Origin of the sequence: Larkinella bovis, assembly GCF_042655385.1 — a bacterium.
Taxonomy (GTDB): Bacteria; Bacteroidota; Bacteroidia; order Cytophagales; family Spirosomataceae; genus Larkinella; species Larkinella bovis.
The window spans coordinates 1-15833 of record NZ_JBHSMA010000022.1; the positions used below are offsets into that span (position 1 = coordinate 1).

Here is a 15833-nt window from a genome sequence, read left to right on the forward strand (position 1 = left end):
CAATCATCTTCAGCACGTCTGCTTTAAAAGTCGCGTCGTATTTACGCCTTTTAAGGGGGGTGTTTTTAGGCTGCATGTTCTTGCAAGTTAAGCAAGTTCACTGTGCCGATTTATTGGACCATCTCAGCCTGGTATCCCATTGTCTAGGAATCCCTCCGAGATGGCCGCTCCGAAATCTGCGCAAGTAACACAACCATTTTGGAAAATCTGTCCAACTAATAAGGGGCTAAGACAGCCTGTTTAGAAGGACTCCGTTAGGACAAGACTTTCAATCGGCTAGCTGTGTGCCTGATTTGCTCTAGCGCTGAACTCTGGAAAAGCGGTTGTAGGCTAGACACCCTAATACGCTCAGAACTACTATTGCCAATTTCTCCACCAAATCTTTCGTAAAAAAAACAAAGTTCTCATCGTACATGGAAAAAAATAGCTATTATTGTAGGACATATACGACTTATAGAACATATACCATTTAATACGTATGGATGAGATCCTTCGAAACAGTACCTTGGTCGATGGACTTGAGAGCTTGATAATCAAGCATATTACTGACAAAAAGTTGACGCCAGGTGATGAAATTCCGAGTGAACTGGAACTGGCGGAGAAATACAGTGTAGGGCGGAATGTGGTTCGGGAAGCCTTAAGTCGCCTGAGGATGCTGGGATTGATTGAAAGCCGGAAGCGTCGGGGGATTGTCCTTTCGCAACCCAATGTCATGACGAGTTTTCAAAAGGTGGTCAACCCTTTTATCCTGAGTAAAGAAACCATCCTGGATCTATTGGGGATGCGGGTTTCGCTGGAGATTGGATGCGCCAACCTGATCGTCAACAACATCACCGACCAGGATATTGAGGAACTGAAACGGCTTGTGGCCAAAGAAGAGAATATCAGTTACCTGAAGGTAAATGTGGAAATGGAACGGGAGTTTCACACCAAGATCTATTCCATCACCAAAAACCGGGTGATGCTCGATTTTCTGAATATCATTCTGCCGGTTTTCAAGTACGTCAACGAAAATTTCGAGGACTTCGACCGATTTAATAAGGGCAGTCAGCCCGAACGGCGACTGGTCCGGCACAAAGACCTCATTCCTTATCTGGAAGCCCGCGACCTGGAAGGCTACCGGAAAGCGGTGGAGGATCATTTGATCGCTTACGTCGAATACATTAAAACCATCCATACACCCGACATACCCAACTAATTTTTATCCTATATGATTCATTACCCCAAAATAAACGGGCTGATCGCTGCGGTTTTTACTCCTTTTCACCCCGACGGTTCCATCAATCCGGCGCTGGTCAGCACGTACGCCGACCGCCTGAAACGGCAGGGTGTGGCCGGCGTGTTTGTGAATGGCTCGTCGGGCGAAGGCATGTTGCTTTCGGTCGAGGAACGGAAAGTGATGGCAGAAGCCTGGGCCGTTCACGGCACGGCTGATTTCAAAATCATCGTCCACGTCGGCAGCACGAGTGTCCAGATTTCCAAAGATCTGGCGGCCCATAGCCAGCAAATAGGAATCGATGCCGTGGGTTGCATGGCGCCCTGTTTTCTAACGTCATCGGAGGTCGATGTCATCGTGGACTATTGCCAGCAGGTGGCTTCGGCGGCCCCGGAAGTGCCGTTTTATTACTACCACCTGCCCGTTGCCACCGGAGCGCATATCAAAGTCAATCAGTTGCTGGAACGGGGTTCGAAGCGGATTCCGAACCTCGCGGGGGTCAAGTTTACGTATACCGATTTCATGGATATGCACCAGTGTGTGGCTTTGCAAGGCGGTCGCTTCGATGTGCTGCACGGCCACGACGAAATCCTGATCAACGGCCTGGTGCTGGGCGTGCAGGGCGCCATCGGCACCACCTTCAATTTCATTCCGGAGGTGTACCACAAACTCATGGAAGCGTATCAGGACGGCGATTTTGCCGCTGCCCGGGCCTATCAGATGCAATCCATTGATATTGTGACGGTGATGCTTCGGTACGTCAATGCCGTGGTGGGTGGCAAAGCCATTCTGAAACTGGCGGGTCTCGACTGTGGTCCCTGCCGGACTCCGCTCCGAAACCTGACGCCAGCCGAGTGGCAACAACTGGAGCAGGATTTGCAAAAGACCGACTTTTTTGAATTACTCACCGAATCCAGACTGGTTGGTTTATGAAACTTCGGAGCCTCGTTCTGGTCACGGTAGTGCTGCTGGGGCGCACAGACACCCGGACGCACGGCCAAACCGGGATGGGCGGGCCACTTCCGCCGGCTCCTGAGTGAAAACCGGCCCGTACCCACCCATACGATTATCCCTAACCCTTAATTTCTTGTATCTTATGAATAGTTCGATCAAACACCTTTTTCTCTTACTGACCTTTCTGACCGGCCTCACCACCGCGTACGGTCGGAAGAAGGACGATGGGCCGGTGGTAACCAAAATCTGGGATCAGGCCACGCACAGCGCCTTTACGGACCTGATTCGGTTTAAAGGAGCGTTCTACTGCTCGTTCCGGGAAGGGTCGGGCCATATCCCTGGCACCGACGGAAAAGTACGAATCCTGAAATCAACCACGGGCAAAGACTGGGAAAGCGTTGCCTTACTGGAAAAAGAAGGGATCGACCTGCGTGACCCCAAGCTGTCGATTACGCCGAACGGCCGTTTGATGATCATCATTGGTGGCTCGATTTATCAGCAGGGCAAACTGCTTGGACGAACGCCACACGTCGCCTTTTCCGACAAAACCGGCCTGAAGTTTTCGGTGCCCGAAAAAGTGAACGTTGATCCGTCCATCGTCTCCTGGGGCGACTGGATCTGGCGTGTGACCTGGCACAAAGGGACCGGCTACGCCATCGATTATCAAATTGGCCCCCAGGAACGCAACGGCCCGACGGCCATGTACCTGCTGAAAACGAAAGATGGCAAGTCGTTCGAAAAGGTGTCCAAACTGGACGTCGACGGTTTTCCGAACGAGGCCACCGTACGGTTTGACCAGCACGATTCCCTGTTTGTACTGATTCGCCGGGAAATAGGCGATAAAGTAGGCATGCTGGCCAAAAGTGCTGCTCCGTATACCAACTGGAATTTTCAGCGGCTGACCATGCGGCTGGGCGGACCTAACTTCCTGTTTCTGAACGATCAGCAATTGGTCATGGGAACCCGGTCCTACGAAACCGTTCCGAACACGGCATTCTTCCTGGGTGATAAGAATGGCAAGTTCCGCAAGATTTTCAAGTTGCCGTCCAGTGGCGACAACAGCTATCCCGGCATGGTTCTGCACGAAGGAACCTTGTATATTTCGTATTATTCCTCCCACGAAGGGAAGGCCTCCATTTACTTTACGCAAGTCCCGGTTTCCCAGCTCATGGCCTTAAACAAGGCCCCCGACATTCTGCCATCAAAACCGATCTGGAATTCGTCTCCGCACAGTGCGTTTACGGACTTGCTCCGGTTTAACGGCAAATTTTACTGTACGTTTCGCGAGGGTCTGGGCCACTCGCCGGTCCATACCAAACCGGGCGAATCTTCGGACGGTACGATCCGGGTCATCGCTTCTGTGGATGGCGAGAAGTGGGAGAGTCAGGCCCTCATCAAGGAGCCGGGTATTGATCTCCGCGACCCCAAACTGGCCATTACGCCCGACGGTCGGCTGATGATTACCTGTGGCGGTTCCGATTACGTTGACAATAAGTTAATGGAATGGCATACCCGGGTGATGTTCTCGAAGGATGGCCAGCAATGGACCTCGCCCATGCGGGTGCGCGGCATTCCCTCCAATAACTGGTTTTTCCGGATTACCTGGAATGGCCCAATCGGTTACGTGGCATCCAATATTTGCGAGACGGACCCCAAAACCGGACAGGTGAACACCAAAAACCGCAAGTTAATTCTGTACAAAACCGTCGATGGGGTTAATTACCAGGTCGTTAGTAATGATTTCAACCCATCACCCGAAGGCTGCGAAGCCACGGTAAAATTCAGGGCCGACAGCAGTCTGGTTATCCTGATCCGGAACGCGGGCGGCAACTCCACCGCCGGTTTTCTGGCTTTCGCGAAACCGCCTTACCAGAAGTTCGAAGTCGTTCAGATCGATCACGGCATGGGCGGGCAGAATTTCTTTGAACTTACCGACAACCGCTGGCTGGTTGTGACCCGGGAGTATCCCTATGAACGGCCGCCTACTCGCACCGGAACGGCGACCGTGATGTTGCAGGTGGACGAAAATGGCATTTTTCAGCGGCTGTACGAACTGCCTTCCGGGGGCGACACCAGCTACCCGGGCCTGTTGATTCACGAGGATAAGCTCTGGATCTCGTACTACTCGTCGCACGAAGGCAAGTCGTCCATCTACCTGAGCGTCATTCCGATGGCGCAACTCAAAGACCGCATTCAATCACTTCTAACCCTCAAATAAACCAACGAAAAAGGAGCTGTTCCAGCAGCTCCTCCACTCAAAAACAAGATGTACTAAACCAGTAGTAACCTTCAAATGTATGAAAAAAATTATTCCTGCTCGCTACAGGAACCGGGATTGTATTCTCTTCCGAAACCGTTGGAATTGCTTTCTGTCGGTTGTATTGGGAATTCTGCTGTCCGGTTCGGTCTATTCGCAAAGTCTGACGGTTCGGGGAAAAGTCACCCGTGAAAACGGAGAATCCTTACCGGGTGTGACGATTCTCATCAAAGGAACCCTGAAAGGTGTCGTTTCTGACGCTGCGGGTGCGTATCAGATTGCCGCGTCAAAAGGTGACGTACTCCAGTTCTCCTACATTGGTTACAATTCGGTGCAGAAAACCGTCGAAAACGATCAGCTTGATGTGCAGCTCACCGAATCGAACATCAATCTGGAAGAAGCCGTCGTCATCGGATACGGTTCGCTCAAAAGCACCCAGATTACCAGCTCGATTGCCAAAATCAAAGCCCAGGACCTCGATCAGCGGCCCGTGAGCCGCATCGACCACGCCCTGAACGGCAAACTGGCGGGGGTTCAGGTCCAGGAGACGAGCGGAAGCCCCGGACGGGGCATGGCCGTTAAAGTCCGCGGTGTTGGGTCGATCAACAATTCAGGTTCGCCCCTGTACGTCGTCGACGGTTTTCCGATCAACTCGGGGCTGGACAACATCAACCCGAACGAGATCGAATCCATCGAAGTGCTCAAAGATGCCGCTTCGGCGGCTATTTACGGATCGCGCGGTTCCAACGGTGTCGTGCTGATTACGACGAAATCGGGCAAAAAAGGTAAACCGGTGCTTGAATTTGATACGTACTACGGTTTGCAGGAACGGTTTAGCCGCGTCGATGTGCTCAACCGCGATGAATACATTGATTTTGCCATCGAAGAACGCAACAACACCTGGATGCTTCAGGGCGGAAAAGCCAGTGATCCTAATTCGGTTCGGAGCAATGCCAACTACTGGATCGATCCGGTCTGGTTAACCGATCCGAAATCATTGCCCGATCACGACTGGCAGAAGCTGATCTCGCGGGTGGCCCCGGTCCAGAATTACCAGTTGTCGGCCTCGGGCTCTTCCGAGAATACCAAATACTACATCTCGGGTAACTACTTCAACCAGCAGGGTATTATTCTGGGTTCGGACTACAACCGACTGGCCTTCCGCGCCAACGTCGAAACCAAACTCAGTTCCCGCGTCAACATGGGGTTAAATCTTTCCGCAACTTCGGTCAGGAAGAATGATTCGGATGGCGACGGCAATCAGGGGCCGGTTAGCCGGTCGGTGCGGGTAGCGCCCATCGTGGGTCTGGAACAGCAGACCCAGCGGGGCGGTTTTTATCCCTTTCACGCAGCCTTTTACCTGAACCCGATTGCGCTGGCGACCCAGCTCACCAACGAAACCAAAAGCCGGAACTTGCGGGCCAATCTGTACACCACCATCGATCTGGCCCAAAACCTGCGCTTCCGGACCTCCTTCGGGGCCGATTTTCTGAGTGATCTCAACCAGTTTTTCAAACCGGACAACATCAACCGGGGCGTTGGGCACGTGGGGTCGGTTGGCACCGGAACCCGGGAAAACTACCTCAACGAGAACACGCTGACCTACGATATTCAGAAGGAAAAATGGAGCCTGAACGCGCTGGCGGGTTTCACCTACCAGGAGGATAAGTTCACCGCAACGAGCCTTTCCAAAACCGGTTTTCCCGACGACGAAATCACCACCCTGAACATGGGCACCATCCTGAGCGCCGGGGAGTCGTCGGCCACGGCCTGGAGCCTGATGTCGTTTCTGGGTCGGGTGAGCACCTCGTTCCGGGATAAATACCTGCTGACGGCCAGCATCCGTCGGGATGGCAGTTCCCGGTTTGGGGCCGACAACCGCTGGGGCTGGTTTCCGGCGGCATCGGTTGGCTGGCGGATTTCGCAGGAACCCTTTATGCGCTCGGTTTCCTTCATCGACGACCTGAAACTGCGGGTTAGCTACGGGGTGGCGGGGAACAACAACATCGGCGACTATGCCGCCATCGGCACGCTGTCGAATACCAACTACGTGCTGGGCGGCAGTCAGGCGGTGGTTTCCGGTTTTAGTCCAAGCTCGTTCAGCAACCGGATGCTGGGCTGGGAGCGGTCGTTTACCTTTGATGCGGGTTTTGATCTGGCCGTTTTCAATAACCGGGTTGTTGTGGGGTTTGACGTGTACCAGACCGATACGAAAGACCTGTTGCTGAACGTCCAGATCCCGCCGATCACCGGTTTTTCGTCGGCCCGGATGAACATTGGCTCGGTGCGCAATTCGGGGGTCGAACTCGAACTGACCACCCGCAACCTCACCGGTCCGTTCAAGTGGACTACCTCGTTTAACATCACCCACAATACCAACAAGGTAACGGCGCTGGGACCCGGTAACGCGCCGATTTATACGACCCGGGACGGTTTTACCACCATCACGCAGGTCGGCCAGCCGATTGGCAGCTACTTCGCTTTTGTGCAGGAAGGCGTTTTTGTTGACCAGAAAGATTTCGACGCCCATCCGAAATACAAAACCCAAAATGTGGGCGACATCAAGTACAAGGATGTGAACGGTGACGGAAAAATCACGGAAGACGACCGGACCATTCTGGGTAACAACAACCCGAAGTTTTTCTGGGGGATGCAAAATTCGTTTTCGTACGGCCCGTTTGACATGATGGTGTCGATGGACGGGCAGTGGGGCAACAAATTGCTGAATGCCGCCATCGGGCAGCACGGACAATCGCGGGGTAACGTCGATGGCTACTGGCGCGACCGGTGGCGCTCGCCCGAACAGCCGGGCAATGGCTGGGTACCCCGGGCGGCAGTGACGGCCAACCTGACCACGCCTTCCAGCTTCTGGCTCCGCAGTGCGGCCTACTGGCGGGTTCGGACCATCTCGCTGGGCTACCGGCTACCGGAGTCGCTGCTGGCCAAAACCAAGAGCATCAGCGGCATCCGGATCTACGGCAGCGTCGACAACGTCTTTATGCACGATCATTACAATAAAAACCCCCAGACGGGAACGTATTCGAACACCAATACCCTGGCTGGTGTCGATTTCGACGCGACTTACCCGCTGGCGCGAACCTATACCCTCGGTTTAAACGTAAAATTTTAAAAGGATGAAAACCGTACACCTTATTTTCACCCTGTTGATCGGACTGGCCAGCGGTTGTCAGCAACTGGATCTGGTCCCGATTTCCCAAAAAAGTGTAGAGGGTTTTTACAAAACCGAAACCCACATCAACCAGGCCGTACTGGGCTGTTACAACGGCCTGCGGAATGCCTGGGTTACGTCGCAAAGCTCCTACATGCTGACCGAAGCCCGCAGCGACAACACGTTTCAGGGAACGGCCTACGACGACGGCCCGATCAATCGGTTTGACGTTACCCCGACGCTGCCCGTGCTGTCTACTGCCTGGTCGTTGTATTACAACAACATCAACCGCAGTAACCGGATACTGGAAACGGTAAATTCGATTGATATGTCGGCCGACAAACGGAAACAGTACGAAGGCGAAGCGAAGTTTGCCCGTGCCCTGTTTTACTTCGATCTGGTCCGGCTGTTTGGCGGGGTGCCCAAAGTAACGACCTCGCTTTCCATCGACGAAAGCTATCAGCTCACCCGGTCGAGTATCGAGGAAATTTACGACCTGATTGTCAGCGACCTGACGGAAGCGGCTAATCTGCTGCCCGCTACGTACGACAATGCCAACAAGGGCCGGGCCACCAAATGGGCCGCCAAAGGCTATCTGGGCAAGGTCTACGTGTTCCGCAGTGGCTACCCGTTGAAAAAGGCGGAATGGTCCAAGGCAAAAGATGCTTTCGAAGAAGTGATCAAATCCGGTCAGTTTGAGTTTTTTGATAACTACGACAACATTTACAGCCATCAGTTCGAAGGTGGTAAGCAGCAGGTGTTCTCGCTGTTATTCAAAACCGGCGCCAGTGGACAGGGCAACCCGTTCCCGACGCGCAATGCCTCCAACGATGTTGCGCCGGTGCCCGTTGCGCAGGGCGGATTGCCCTTTGGCGGCTCTCCTTTCAACCTGTTTCTTTCCAACGACCTGATCAACAGCTTCGAACCGGGCGACAAACGCAAAACCAGTGCGATCCGGCTGAGCTGGCTCCACAAATCCGGCCAGACCATCACCACCCTGCCCACCAGCCAGAAATACCAGAACGGCCCCGTTACGGTGGCCAACGACTGGGATATTGACTGGATTGCGCTGGGATACACCGATGTGTTGATGATGTACGCCGAAAGCCTGAATGAGATCGGTTATTCGGCTTCGGGAGAAGCGTTTCAGATCCTGAACAATGTGCGGAAACGCGCCGGTCTGGCCCCCAAAACGGCGGCTGATGTGCCGGATCAGGCCAGTTTCCGCTTGTGGATGGAAAAGGAACGTCGGGCGGAGTTCTGCTTTGAAAACCTGCGGTGGTTCGATCTGGTCCGTACCGATCGGGCACTGGATGTGATGAAAGCATTCCTGACGCAGTATAACCTCGCAGGTAACGTCAAAAGCCGGGATCAATACCTGTTTCCGATTCCCCAATCGGTGCGCGACGTAACCCCGGCCATTACGCAAAACCCCGGTTATTAATCTCAACGCGAACGGCTTCGTGCAATCAACGATTATTCCTACCCCAACCAAACCGTCGGCGCGGGCGTGGCTCTTTGTAGCCATGCTCTGCGTTGTCGGGTGTCTGAATTACCTCGACCGCATCATGATTACCACCATGAGGGGGTCGATTCTGGAATCCATTCCCATGAGCGACGCCCGGTTTGGGCTGCTGACGGCCGTATTCCTATGGGTGTACGGGGTATTGAGTCCCTTCGCCGGTTTTCTGGCCGACCGCTTCAACCGCAGTCGGGTGATCATTGGGAGTCTTTTTGTGTGGTCCCTGGTTACCTGGCTGACGGCCCGGGCCACCACCTTCGAAGAGTTGCTGCTCACGCGGGCGCTGATGGGTATCAGTGAAGCCTGTTACATCCCGGCGGCCCTGGCGCTGATTGCCGATTACCACCGGGGACCAACCCGGTCACTGGCAACGGGTATCCACATGGCGGGGGTGATTGCGGGACAAAGTCTGGGCTTTGTGGGCGGTTGGATTGCCGAAAACCACCGCTGGAACGCAGCGTTTGAGGTGTTTGGCCTGTTTGGTATTGGGTATGCCGTGGTGCTGCTGCTGGTGCTCCGGGATGCGCCCAAACTGCAAACCGACGTTACCGCCGAGCCGGTTTCCTCACCGGAAAGCCAGGTTAGTTTCTGGCGGGGAATTCGGAGTCTTTTCAGCCAGAAAGCGTTTGTGCTGACCCTGATGTACTGGGGACTCTTGGGGGTGGTGGGCTGGTTGATCATCGGCTGGCTACCGACGTTTTACCGGGAACATTTTCAGTTGAGTCAAACGACGGCCGGTTTATACGCTACGGGCTACCTGTATACCGCCGGTCTGGTGGGCGTGTTGATTGGGGGAGCCTGGGCCGACCGCTGGAGTCGTACCCAGCCGAGGGCCCGGATTCTGGTGCCCGCTCTGGGGCTGGTTGTGGCCGCACCGGCTGTTTTCTTCGCCAGTAGCACTGCCAGCGTAGTGGTCGCCATTGCCGGTTTTATGGTGTACTCCTTTACCCGCTCCTTCAGCGATGCCAACATGATGCCGATTCTCTGCCTGGTTTCCGATCCGCGCTACCGCGCCACGGGTTATGGCGTATTGAATCTGTTCAGTTGCATCGTGGGCGGCATTGGGTTATACGCCGGGGGCATTCTGCGGGATGCTCACGTGAATCTGACCATTTTGTTCTACGCGGCTGCCGCGATCATGTTGCTTTGCGCGTTTGTTCTGCTGATGGTCAAACCGGCCAAAACCGACGAAATGGTTTAATGATTTACTGTACCGGTACGCCTGGCAAAAAGGGTGTCGGGGTAACTGGTGGAGACGGAAGATGCGAATCACGTCCTACACGGAGGCTTTTCCTGTTCATTCCCTGGCAGCATCTCACTAATTCGTCATCCCCTTTATTCGCCCACTGAAGGAACAGATACCTGATAAGCCGAATCGGAAGCTCATTTTTAACGTGGTGCAACACGGTTATACAAACTATTTTTGGTGAGCCTATGGGCTCTTTTTTTTCTTTCTGAAACATTTGTTTCAGAAAAAGCTTATCTTTGCCTCACTCTTTAGGAATGCAGTATGGCAAGAACGGTCGAATTTGATATAGAGCAAGCTATCGAAAGAGCTACGTCTGTCTTTTGGGAAAAAGGCTACAATGGGGCCTCATTGCGAGAGTTAACCGATGCAATGAAGATTAACAGCAGTAGCCTTTACAATACCATTGGGGATAAGCACGAACTCTTTGTGCTTTGTCTCAAGCAGTACACGCACAATAGACGGATTTCCTTACAGGAACAGGCCCTCCAGGCGACCTCGCCATTAGCCGCCATAACTGATTTTATTAACCAGGTTAGCATCGCAGTCATTCAGGGCGTAAATGGCTGTTTAGCCATCAAAACGGCTTTCGAGGTGTCTCCCAAGGATGACCTGATTAAGGCGATTCTAAAAGCCGACAATGAGTTTACGCAAACCTTTTTGAGTTCGCTTATCAAAGCAGCCATCGCCCAGGGAGAAATTGGTAAGGATAAAGACCCCGATCTGTTAGCGGATTACATCATCAGCACCTATACGGGTTGGTATGAGCTACACATCCTCTACAGAGATCCCCGGAAGATTACTAATCTTGCCCAATTTATGATTCGCCATCTTACCCAATAATTTTTTTGCCTCATTTTGAAACGTTCATTTCAGAATGAGGTGTTTACTGATAGTTGACCCATTCTGAAACAATCATTTCATAATTATCACTCATGATCGATCAACAACGTAGTACAGCCGAACTTGACGGCAAGATCGCCCTGGTTACGGGCGCCACGAAAGGAATTGGCAGGGCTATTGCCGATCGGCTCACCCAAGCCGGTGCCGTCGTGATTAGTACCGCCCGGACTAAACCCGAAGATATGTCTGTGAGCCAGCACTTTATTGCGGCAGATCTCACCAAACCGGATGAAAGTACACAGGTGGTCAACGAGGTCAACCAGCGCTTTGGCGGCCTGGATATTTTGGTCAATAACATGGGGGCCAACACCCTGCCCGCTGGCGGGTTTAGCGCGCTAACCGATGCGCATTGGCAGGAAGCCTTGCAGGTCAATCTCTTAGCGGCCGTGCGGCTGGATCGCGCCTTTTTGCCCAGGATGTTGTCACAAAAAAGTGGGGTTATTATTCACATTTCTTCTACCAGCGGACTGTTCCCCATCTGGGAATCGACGATGGCCTATAGCACCGCCAAGGCAGCCCTCAATGCGTACAGTAAGACCCTGTCGAACGAGGTCGCTCCGAGTGGCGTGCGGGTTATGACGGTTTCTCCCGGCTTAAACAAAACAGAAGCCATGGCTGCGTTTATTGAGCAACTGGCTGAGCGTACAGGCGTTAGCACCGAGATGATGACTCAAAACCTATTTGCAAGACTTGGGGGCGTACCGCTGGGCCGAATGGCGGAGCCGGAAGAAACCGCCGAACTGGTTTGTTTTCTAGCTTCGCCGAGAGCCTCTTACATCACCGGGGCTAACTATATCGTTGATGGCGGCAATCTGCCCGTTGTCTGAATCTTGAGCCGCAATTGATACGGTTGACAACCGACCTGGGGTTTGTCAACCGTATCAAGGTGTGCTGACAGAACCGCATCAACCACCCGTTTTCCGGAAACAGTGCGGCCTCCGGTCTTCTTGCCGTTCCTGGTCCCGGTATTATAAACTCCTCTCAGAAAGCAAACCGCCTGGCGGCCCGGGTTCCCATTTCGGTATGGCCGATGAGTTGGTGCCACTGAAATCAAGTCTATAAATCGCCAGTTTCTAACCTCACCCCTCCGCGTTTTTGGATTCTCTGGCTTAGAATTGGTCGTTAGGGAACCTGGACAACCTAGCCTTTGATTATACACCATCAAAGCCCCCATCGGTGATCCCGTGGGCATGCTCTTACGGTCGGACTAAACCGGACCACCTCATTAGACGAAAATAAAGTAGGCTTGTCCCAAATTTGACGATTTTTGTCCCCGATTTGATAGCCCACCAACGGACCAATGTGCATATTTGCCTTTGTTTTGCCTGTATACGCAGACAGAAGAAAAAGAGAAGGATTGAGGGGGTAATTGCTTGATAGACATCGATTTGTCTTTACTGTTTCACCTAATGGTTTATCCGGTCAAGTAGTTGGATTTCCCGGCAGCGACTCCACTCATTCCCTCGTTACGCGGTTCAATGCTTTACGCTAATACTGCTGAAAAGCTTGCAAGTGAAAGTGCTTTAAGTCATTTATTAATCGTTGAGGATGGAGTACTTTCATGGTACTTCCCAATCGAGCTAATTCAAAAATTAGTTCCTGGTTGATGATAATCGACAGTTTAACCCGAAATTCATCGGATGTATCCATCAGCACATCGTCTTCCCGGAAGGGGAAGAAAGGCTGGGCTTTAAAATGCAGTCCTTGTTTTCGGCTAAACGACAGGACGACCTCTTCGGGCGGAGCATCATAAACGGCCACACCCAGGGCAGGGCTAAAATACGCTTGGGCTTCAAAGGCCGGCGGATCCATCTCGTAGGAAGTCGTTACCACCGTTTCAGCAACGATCCGATCCAAACCGAATACGCGTAACTGGGGAGGGGTTAACTCGTACCCGATTAAGTACCAGCGGTTGCGATGCTCTTTCAACAGGTGGGGGAAAACCGTGCGTAATCGCGGGGAGGGGTCATCGTATTTTTGATACTGAAATTGAATCACCCGGCGGTTTTGACAGGCCATCAACAAGGGATCGAGCAAGTCGATCCCACGACCGGGCGGGACGGCTTCAAATACCAGGTGATTCTGGGTGACAGTCGGATGACTCAGGCGGAAACGGACTGCTTGTTCAATTTTGTCCACGGCTCCCCGAAAATCGGCGAAGACGGACAAGTCACGGAATTGATTGAGCGTGGCCAATGCCTTTTTAAGAGCAGTAATATCCTGACTGGTGAGTTCAATTTCAACCGTTTTCAGGTCGAAGGGTTGAGTATAGAGGTAACCTCCCAGTCGTCGGTTATGGGTGCCCCATACCGTTCCCGCATCTGGGCCAGATCCTCTTTCAGGGTGCGTTCAGCGGTTTCACATAACCGCATTAGTTCCGTAGGGGGAACGGCCAGACCGCGCCGGAGTTGGTCATTGATGCGTTGAAATCGTTGCGATTGAGAAAGAGCCATCGGTTGAAAAAAATAGAATCGTGCATGGAGATTGCACGAAGAATCTGCACATTTGGTGTAGTCCTGAAAATAAACCGGACGCCCGCAAGTAACTTAATCTTTTTATGAATTGTACCAGATCCTTATATTCCTAAGCTGTCCGTATGCAATTCCGCCTGACCTTACGACCTGTTGCCCGGCAAACGCTGGTACCTTTTAATTATGCCTATCGACTCAGCGCGTTCATCTACGCCGTACTGGCGGATGCGGAGCCGGTTTATGCCCGGTTTCTCCACGAGCAGGGGTATGCGTTTTCAGCGACGCGCCGGTTCAAGCTTTTTACCTTTTCGGACCTGATCATGCCGGATGCCAAAGTTGACCCCAAAGCGGGCGGTATGTGGGTCAACTCGCCGTATATCGAGTGGGTGGTTAGTTTCTACATCGACAAAGCGGCCCAGCATTTTATTATGGGGTTGTTTCAGGACCAGCGCTGCGTGATTGCGACGCCCCGGCACCGGGCGGCCGAATTCATCATTGAGCGGGTGGAAGCCGTGCCGGTGGACATTGCGTCGGAAACCGTCCGGCTGCGGACGCTCTCCCCCGTGGTCATTGCCGAAAAGGACGAGCGGGGGCTGGATCAGTACCTGCATCCGGCCGACGTACACTTCGGACCGTTACTGATCTCGAACCTGCTGGCGAAGTGGGGAAGTGCGCAAACCGTTACTCCGGCGGGCAGGACGACCGATGATGATTTTGACGAATCGACGTTAACCTATCGACTGTTGCCGGATCGGGAACCGCGATCAAGGTTGCTGACGATTAAAGAAGATTCCAAAGCGCAGACCCAGGTACGCGGGTATTACAATTTTACGTTTGAACTCAACGGGCCGCGGGAGTTGCTGGAACTGGCCGTGCTGGCGGGGATAGGGCGGTATAATGCCGAGGGGTTTGGGGGTGTGGGGGTGGTATAACTTATAAAGCTATTAATTATGAGCCTTGAAACTGCACTTTCGTTAGGGAGCCTGTACCGTAAATCAGCAAACAGTAAAGATTATCACGAACTAATTAACAAGGTTAGTAAAGATGTCGATGCGATAAAGAAGAAAAAGGACGCTGCGGGAAATTTAATCCAGACAACTTTTTTTCGCTTACCTGTAACTGAGCGGACCGATGGATCATTTGACTTTCAAATGGATGGAGTGCAAGAGATTACGGATGAAGACAAAATAGCATCATTGTATTATCTCAACTTCAAAACGTCCTCCAAAGACTCAACCAAATTGTATTTATTCGGCGATATTATCTACAACTACTTCCCAGTAAAAAATGGCGTTGATGAAGGGGGCAATTATCGGCTGGTCGGAAAGAATAGTTCCTTTGTTCGTTGTGAAGAGTTGGCAGCCTCGTTAACGAATACAGTAATCGGGCAGTTCAGGACGGAGTATGCCCGCTGCCGGGAACAGATCGAAAAGCTATTATTATCGCTTCCCTCTGTAGTACTACACTTTGATTTTGATGGCAAAAGTTGGTACGAGTTTGACGGAATTACTGATCTGATTAATGAGAAACTCCTCGGATCTTTTGTGGGCAAGCATCCGGAGGGAGGTGTGTTTCTAGAAAAATACCTTTATAAAACTTTGGGGGGCACTACACCGGGCTTCGGTGACCAGTATAGGTATAAAACTCGACTCTTTACGTCAGAAGAAATACAGGACCTTATGTATGCAATTGCTTTGACACAAAAGCCTATACTGCGCATTAAAGGTATCGGAATAGTTGCATTACCTAAAGGAACTAACCTCACGGTAGAAGTAATCGACAAATTTGTTGGGCGTTCAGGCAGCGAAGTAGTTGCCGAGGAAGAAGATGCTGAAGACAGACTGGAATCTGCTAACCAGTCGAAAACCGATGAGGATGACATTTTCGCTCCATTTACAGAGAATGACCTTCCTGAAACGGTACAATATGATATTTTACTATTAAGTATTCCCTCTTCGCCAGCAGGTGTGTATGAGGTGGTCCGATTTAGCGGCACAGTGAATTTGTCAGATTTTTGTAATACTTCTGTTCAAATTGTTCAGGGCTTTGGTAGCCCAGCGATGAATGCTTTCTCTCCCGATTATAATAGACTTCA

The 15833-nt window shown here is 52.2% G+C and carries 12 protein-coding genes; 10 read left to right on the forward strand and 2 right to left on the reverse strand.

What is annotated here, in order from left to right; translation table 11 throughout:
* Positions 1-478 precede the first annotated feature (478 nt).
* From ACFPMF_RS27685 to ACFPMF_RS27720, 8 genes are all read left to right on the forward strand, one after another.
* A complete protein-coding gene (locus ACFPMF_RS27685; RefSeq protein ID WP_379851371.1) occupies positions 479-1198 on the forward strand; it encodes a FadR/GntR family transcriptional regulator in 720 nt (239 codons plus the stop codon).
* A 12-nt stretch (positions 1199-1210) separates the two neighbouring features.
* Positions 1211-2149: a dihydrodipicolinate synthase family protein gene (locus ACFPMF_RS27690; protein WP_379851373.1), complete on the forward strand. Its 939-nt coding sequence runs from the start codon at positions 1211-1213 to the stop codon at positions 2147-2149.
* Positions 2150-2312: 163 nt separating this feature from the next.
* Positions 2313-4388, forward strand: coding sequence for a sialidase family protein (locus ACFPMF_RS27695; protein WP_379851375.1), 2076 nt, complete (start codon positions 2313-2315; stop codon positions 4386-4388).
* Positions 4389-4467: 79 nt separating this feature from the next.
* Positions 4468-7557 carry a SusC/RagA family TonB-linked outer membrane protein gene (locus tag ACFPMF_RS27700; protein WP_379851377.1) on the forward strand — a complete coding sequence of 1030 codons (3090 nt, stop codon included), beginning with the start codon at positions 4468-4470 and terminating at the stop codon, positions 7555-7557.
* Positions 7558-7561: 4 nt separating this feature from the next.
* Entirely contained in the window at positions 7562-9040 is a 1479-nt protein-coding gene (locus ACFPMF_RS27705; RefSeq protein WP_379851379.1) for a RagB/SusD family nutrient uptake outer membrane protein, read from the forward strand.
* Positions 9041-9059: 19 nt separating this feature from the next.
* Entirely contained in the window at positions 9060-10319 is a 1260-nt protein-coding gene (locus ACFPMF_RS27710) for an MFS transporter (RefSeq protein WP_379851380.1), read from the forward strand.
* A 309-nt stretch (positions 10320-10628) separates the two neighbouring features.
* Entirely contained in the window at positions 10629-11207 is a 579-nt protein-coding gene (locus ACFPMF_RS27715) for a TetR/AcrR family transcriptional regulator (protein ID WP_379851382.1), read from the forward strand.
* A 92-nt stretch (positions 11208-11299) separates the two neighbouring features.
* On the forward strand, positions 11300-12094 hold the full coding sequence (locus tag ACFPMF_RS27720; protein WP_379851384.1) for an SDR family oxidoreductase: 795 nt from the start codon (positions 11300-11302) through the stop codon (positions 12092-12094).
* 661 nt (positions 12095-12755) lie between these two features.
* Here the strand turns inward: ACFPMF_RS27720 and ACFPMF_RS27725 are convergent.
* Together ACFPMF_RS27725 and ACFPMF_RS27730 are read right to left on the reverse strand one after the other, a co-directional pair.
* Positions 12756-13436 (reverse strand): helix-turn-helix transcriptional regulator, encoded by a 681-nt coding sequence (locus ACFPMF_RS27725; protein ID WP_379851386.1) that lies wholly within the window; start codon positions 13434-13436, stop codon positions 12756-12758.
* Between the two features lie 80 nt (positions 13437-13516).
* Positions 13517-13720: a hypothetical protein gene (locus ACFPMF_RS27730; RefSeq protein WP_379851388.1), complete on the reverse strand. Its 204-nt coding sequence runs from the start codon at positions 13718-13720 to the stop codon at positions 13517-13519.
* A 143-nt stretch (positions 13721-13863) separates the two neighbouring features.
* Between ACFPMF_RS27730 and cas6 the strand changes: the two genes are divergently transcribed.
* Positions 13864-14670 (forward strand): CRISPR-associated endoribonuclease Cas6, encoded by an 807-nt coding sequence (gene cas6, locus ACFPMF_RS27735; protein ID WP_379851390.1) that lies wholly within the window; start codon positions 13864-13866, stop codon positions 14668-14670.
* An 18-nt stretch (positions 14671-14688) separates the two neighbouring features.
* Positions 14689-15833: hypothetical protein (locus ACFPMF_RS27740; protein WP_379851392.1), on the forward strand; the 1145-nt coding region annotated here is incomplete at its 3' end.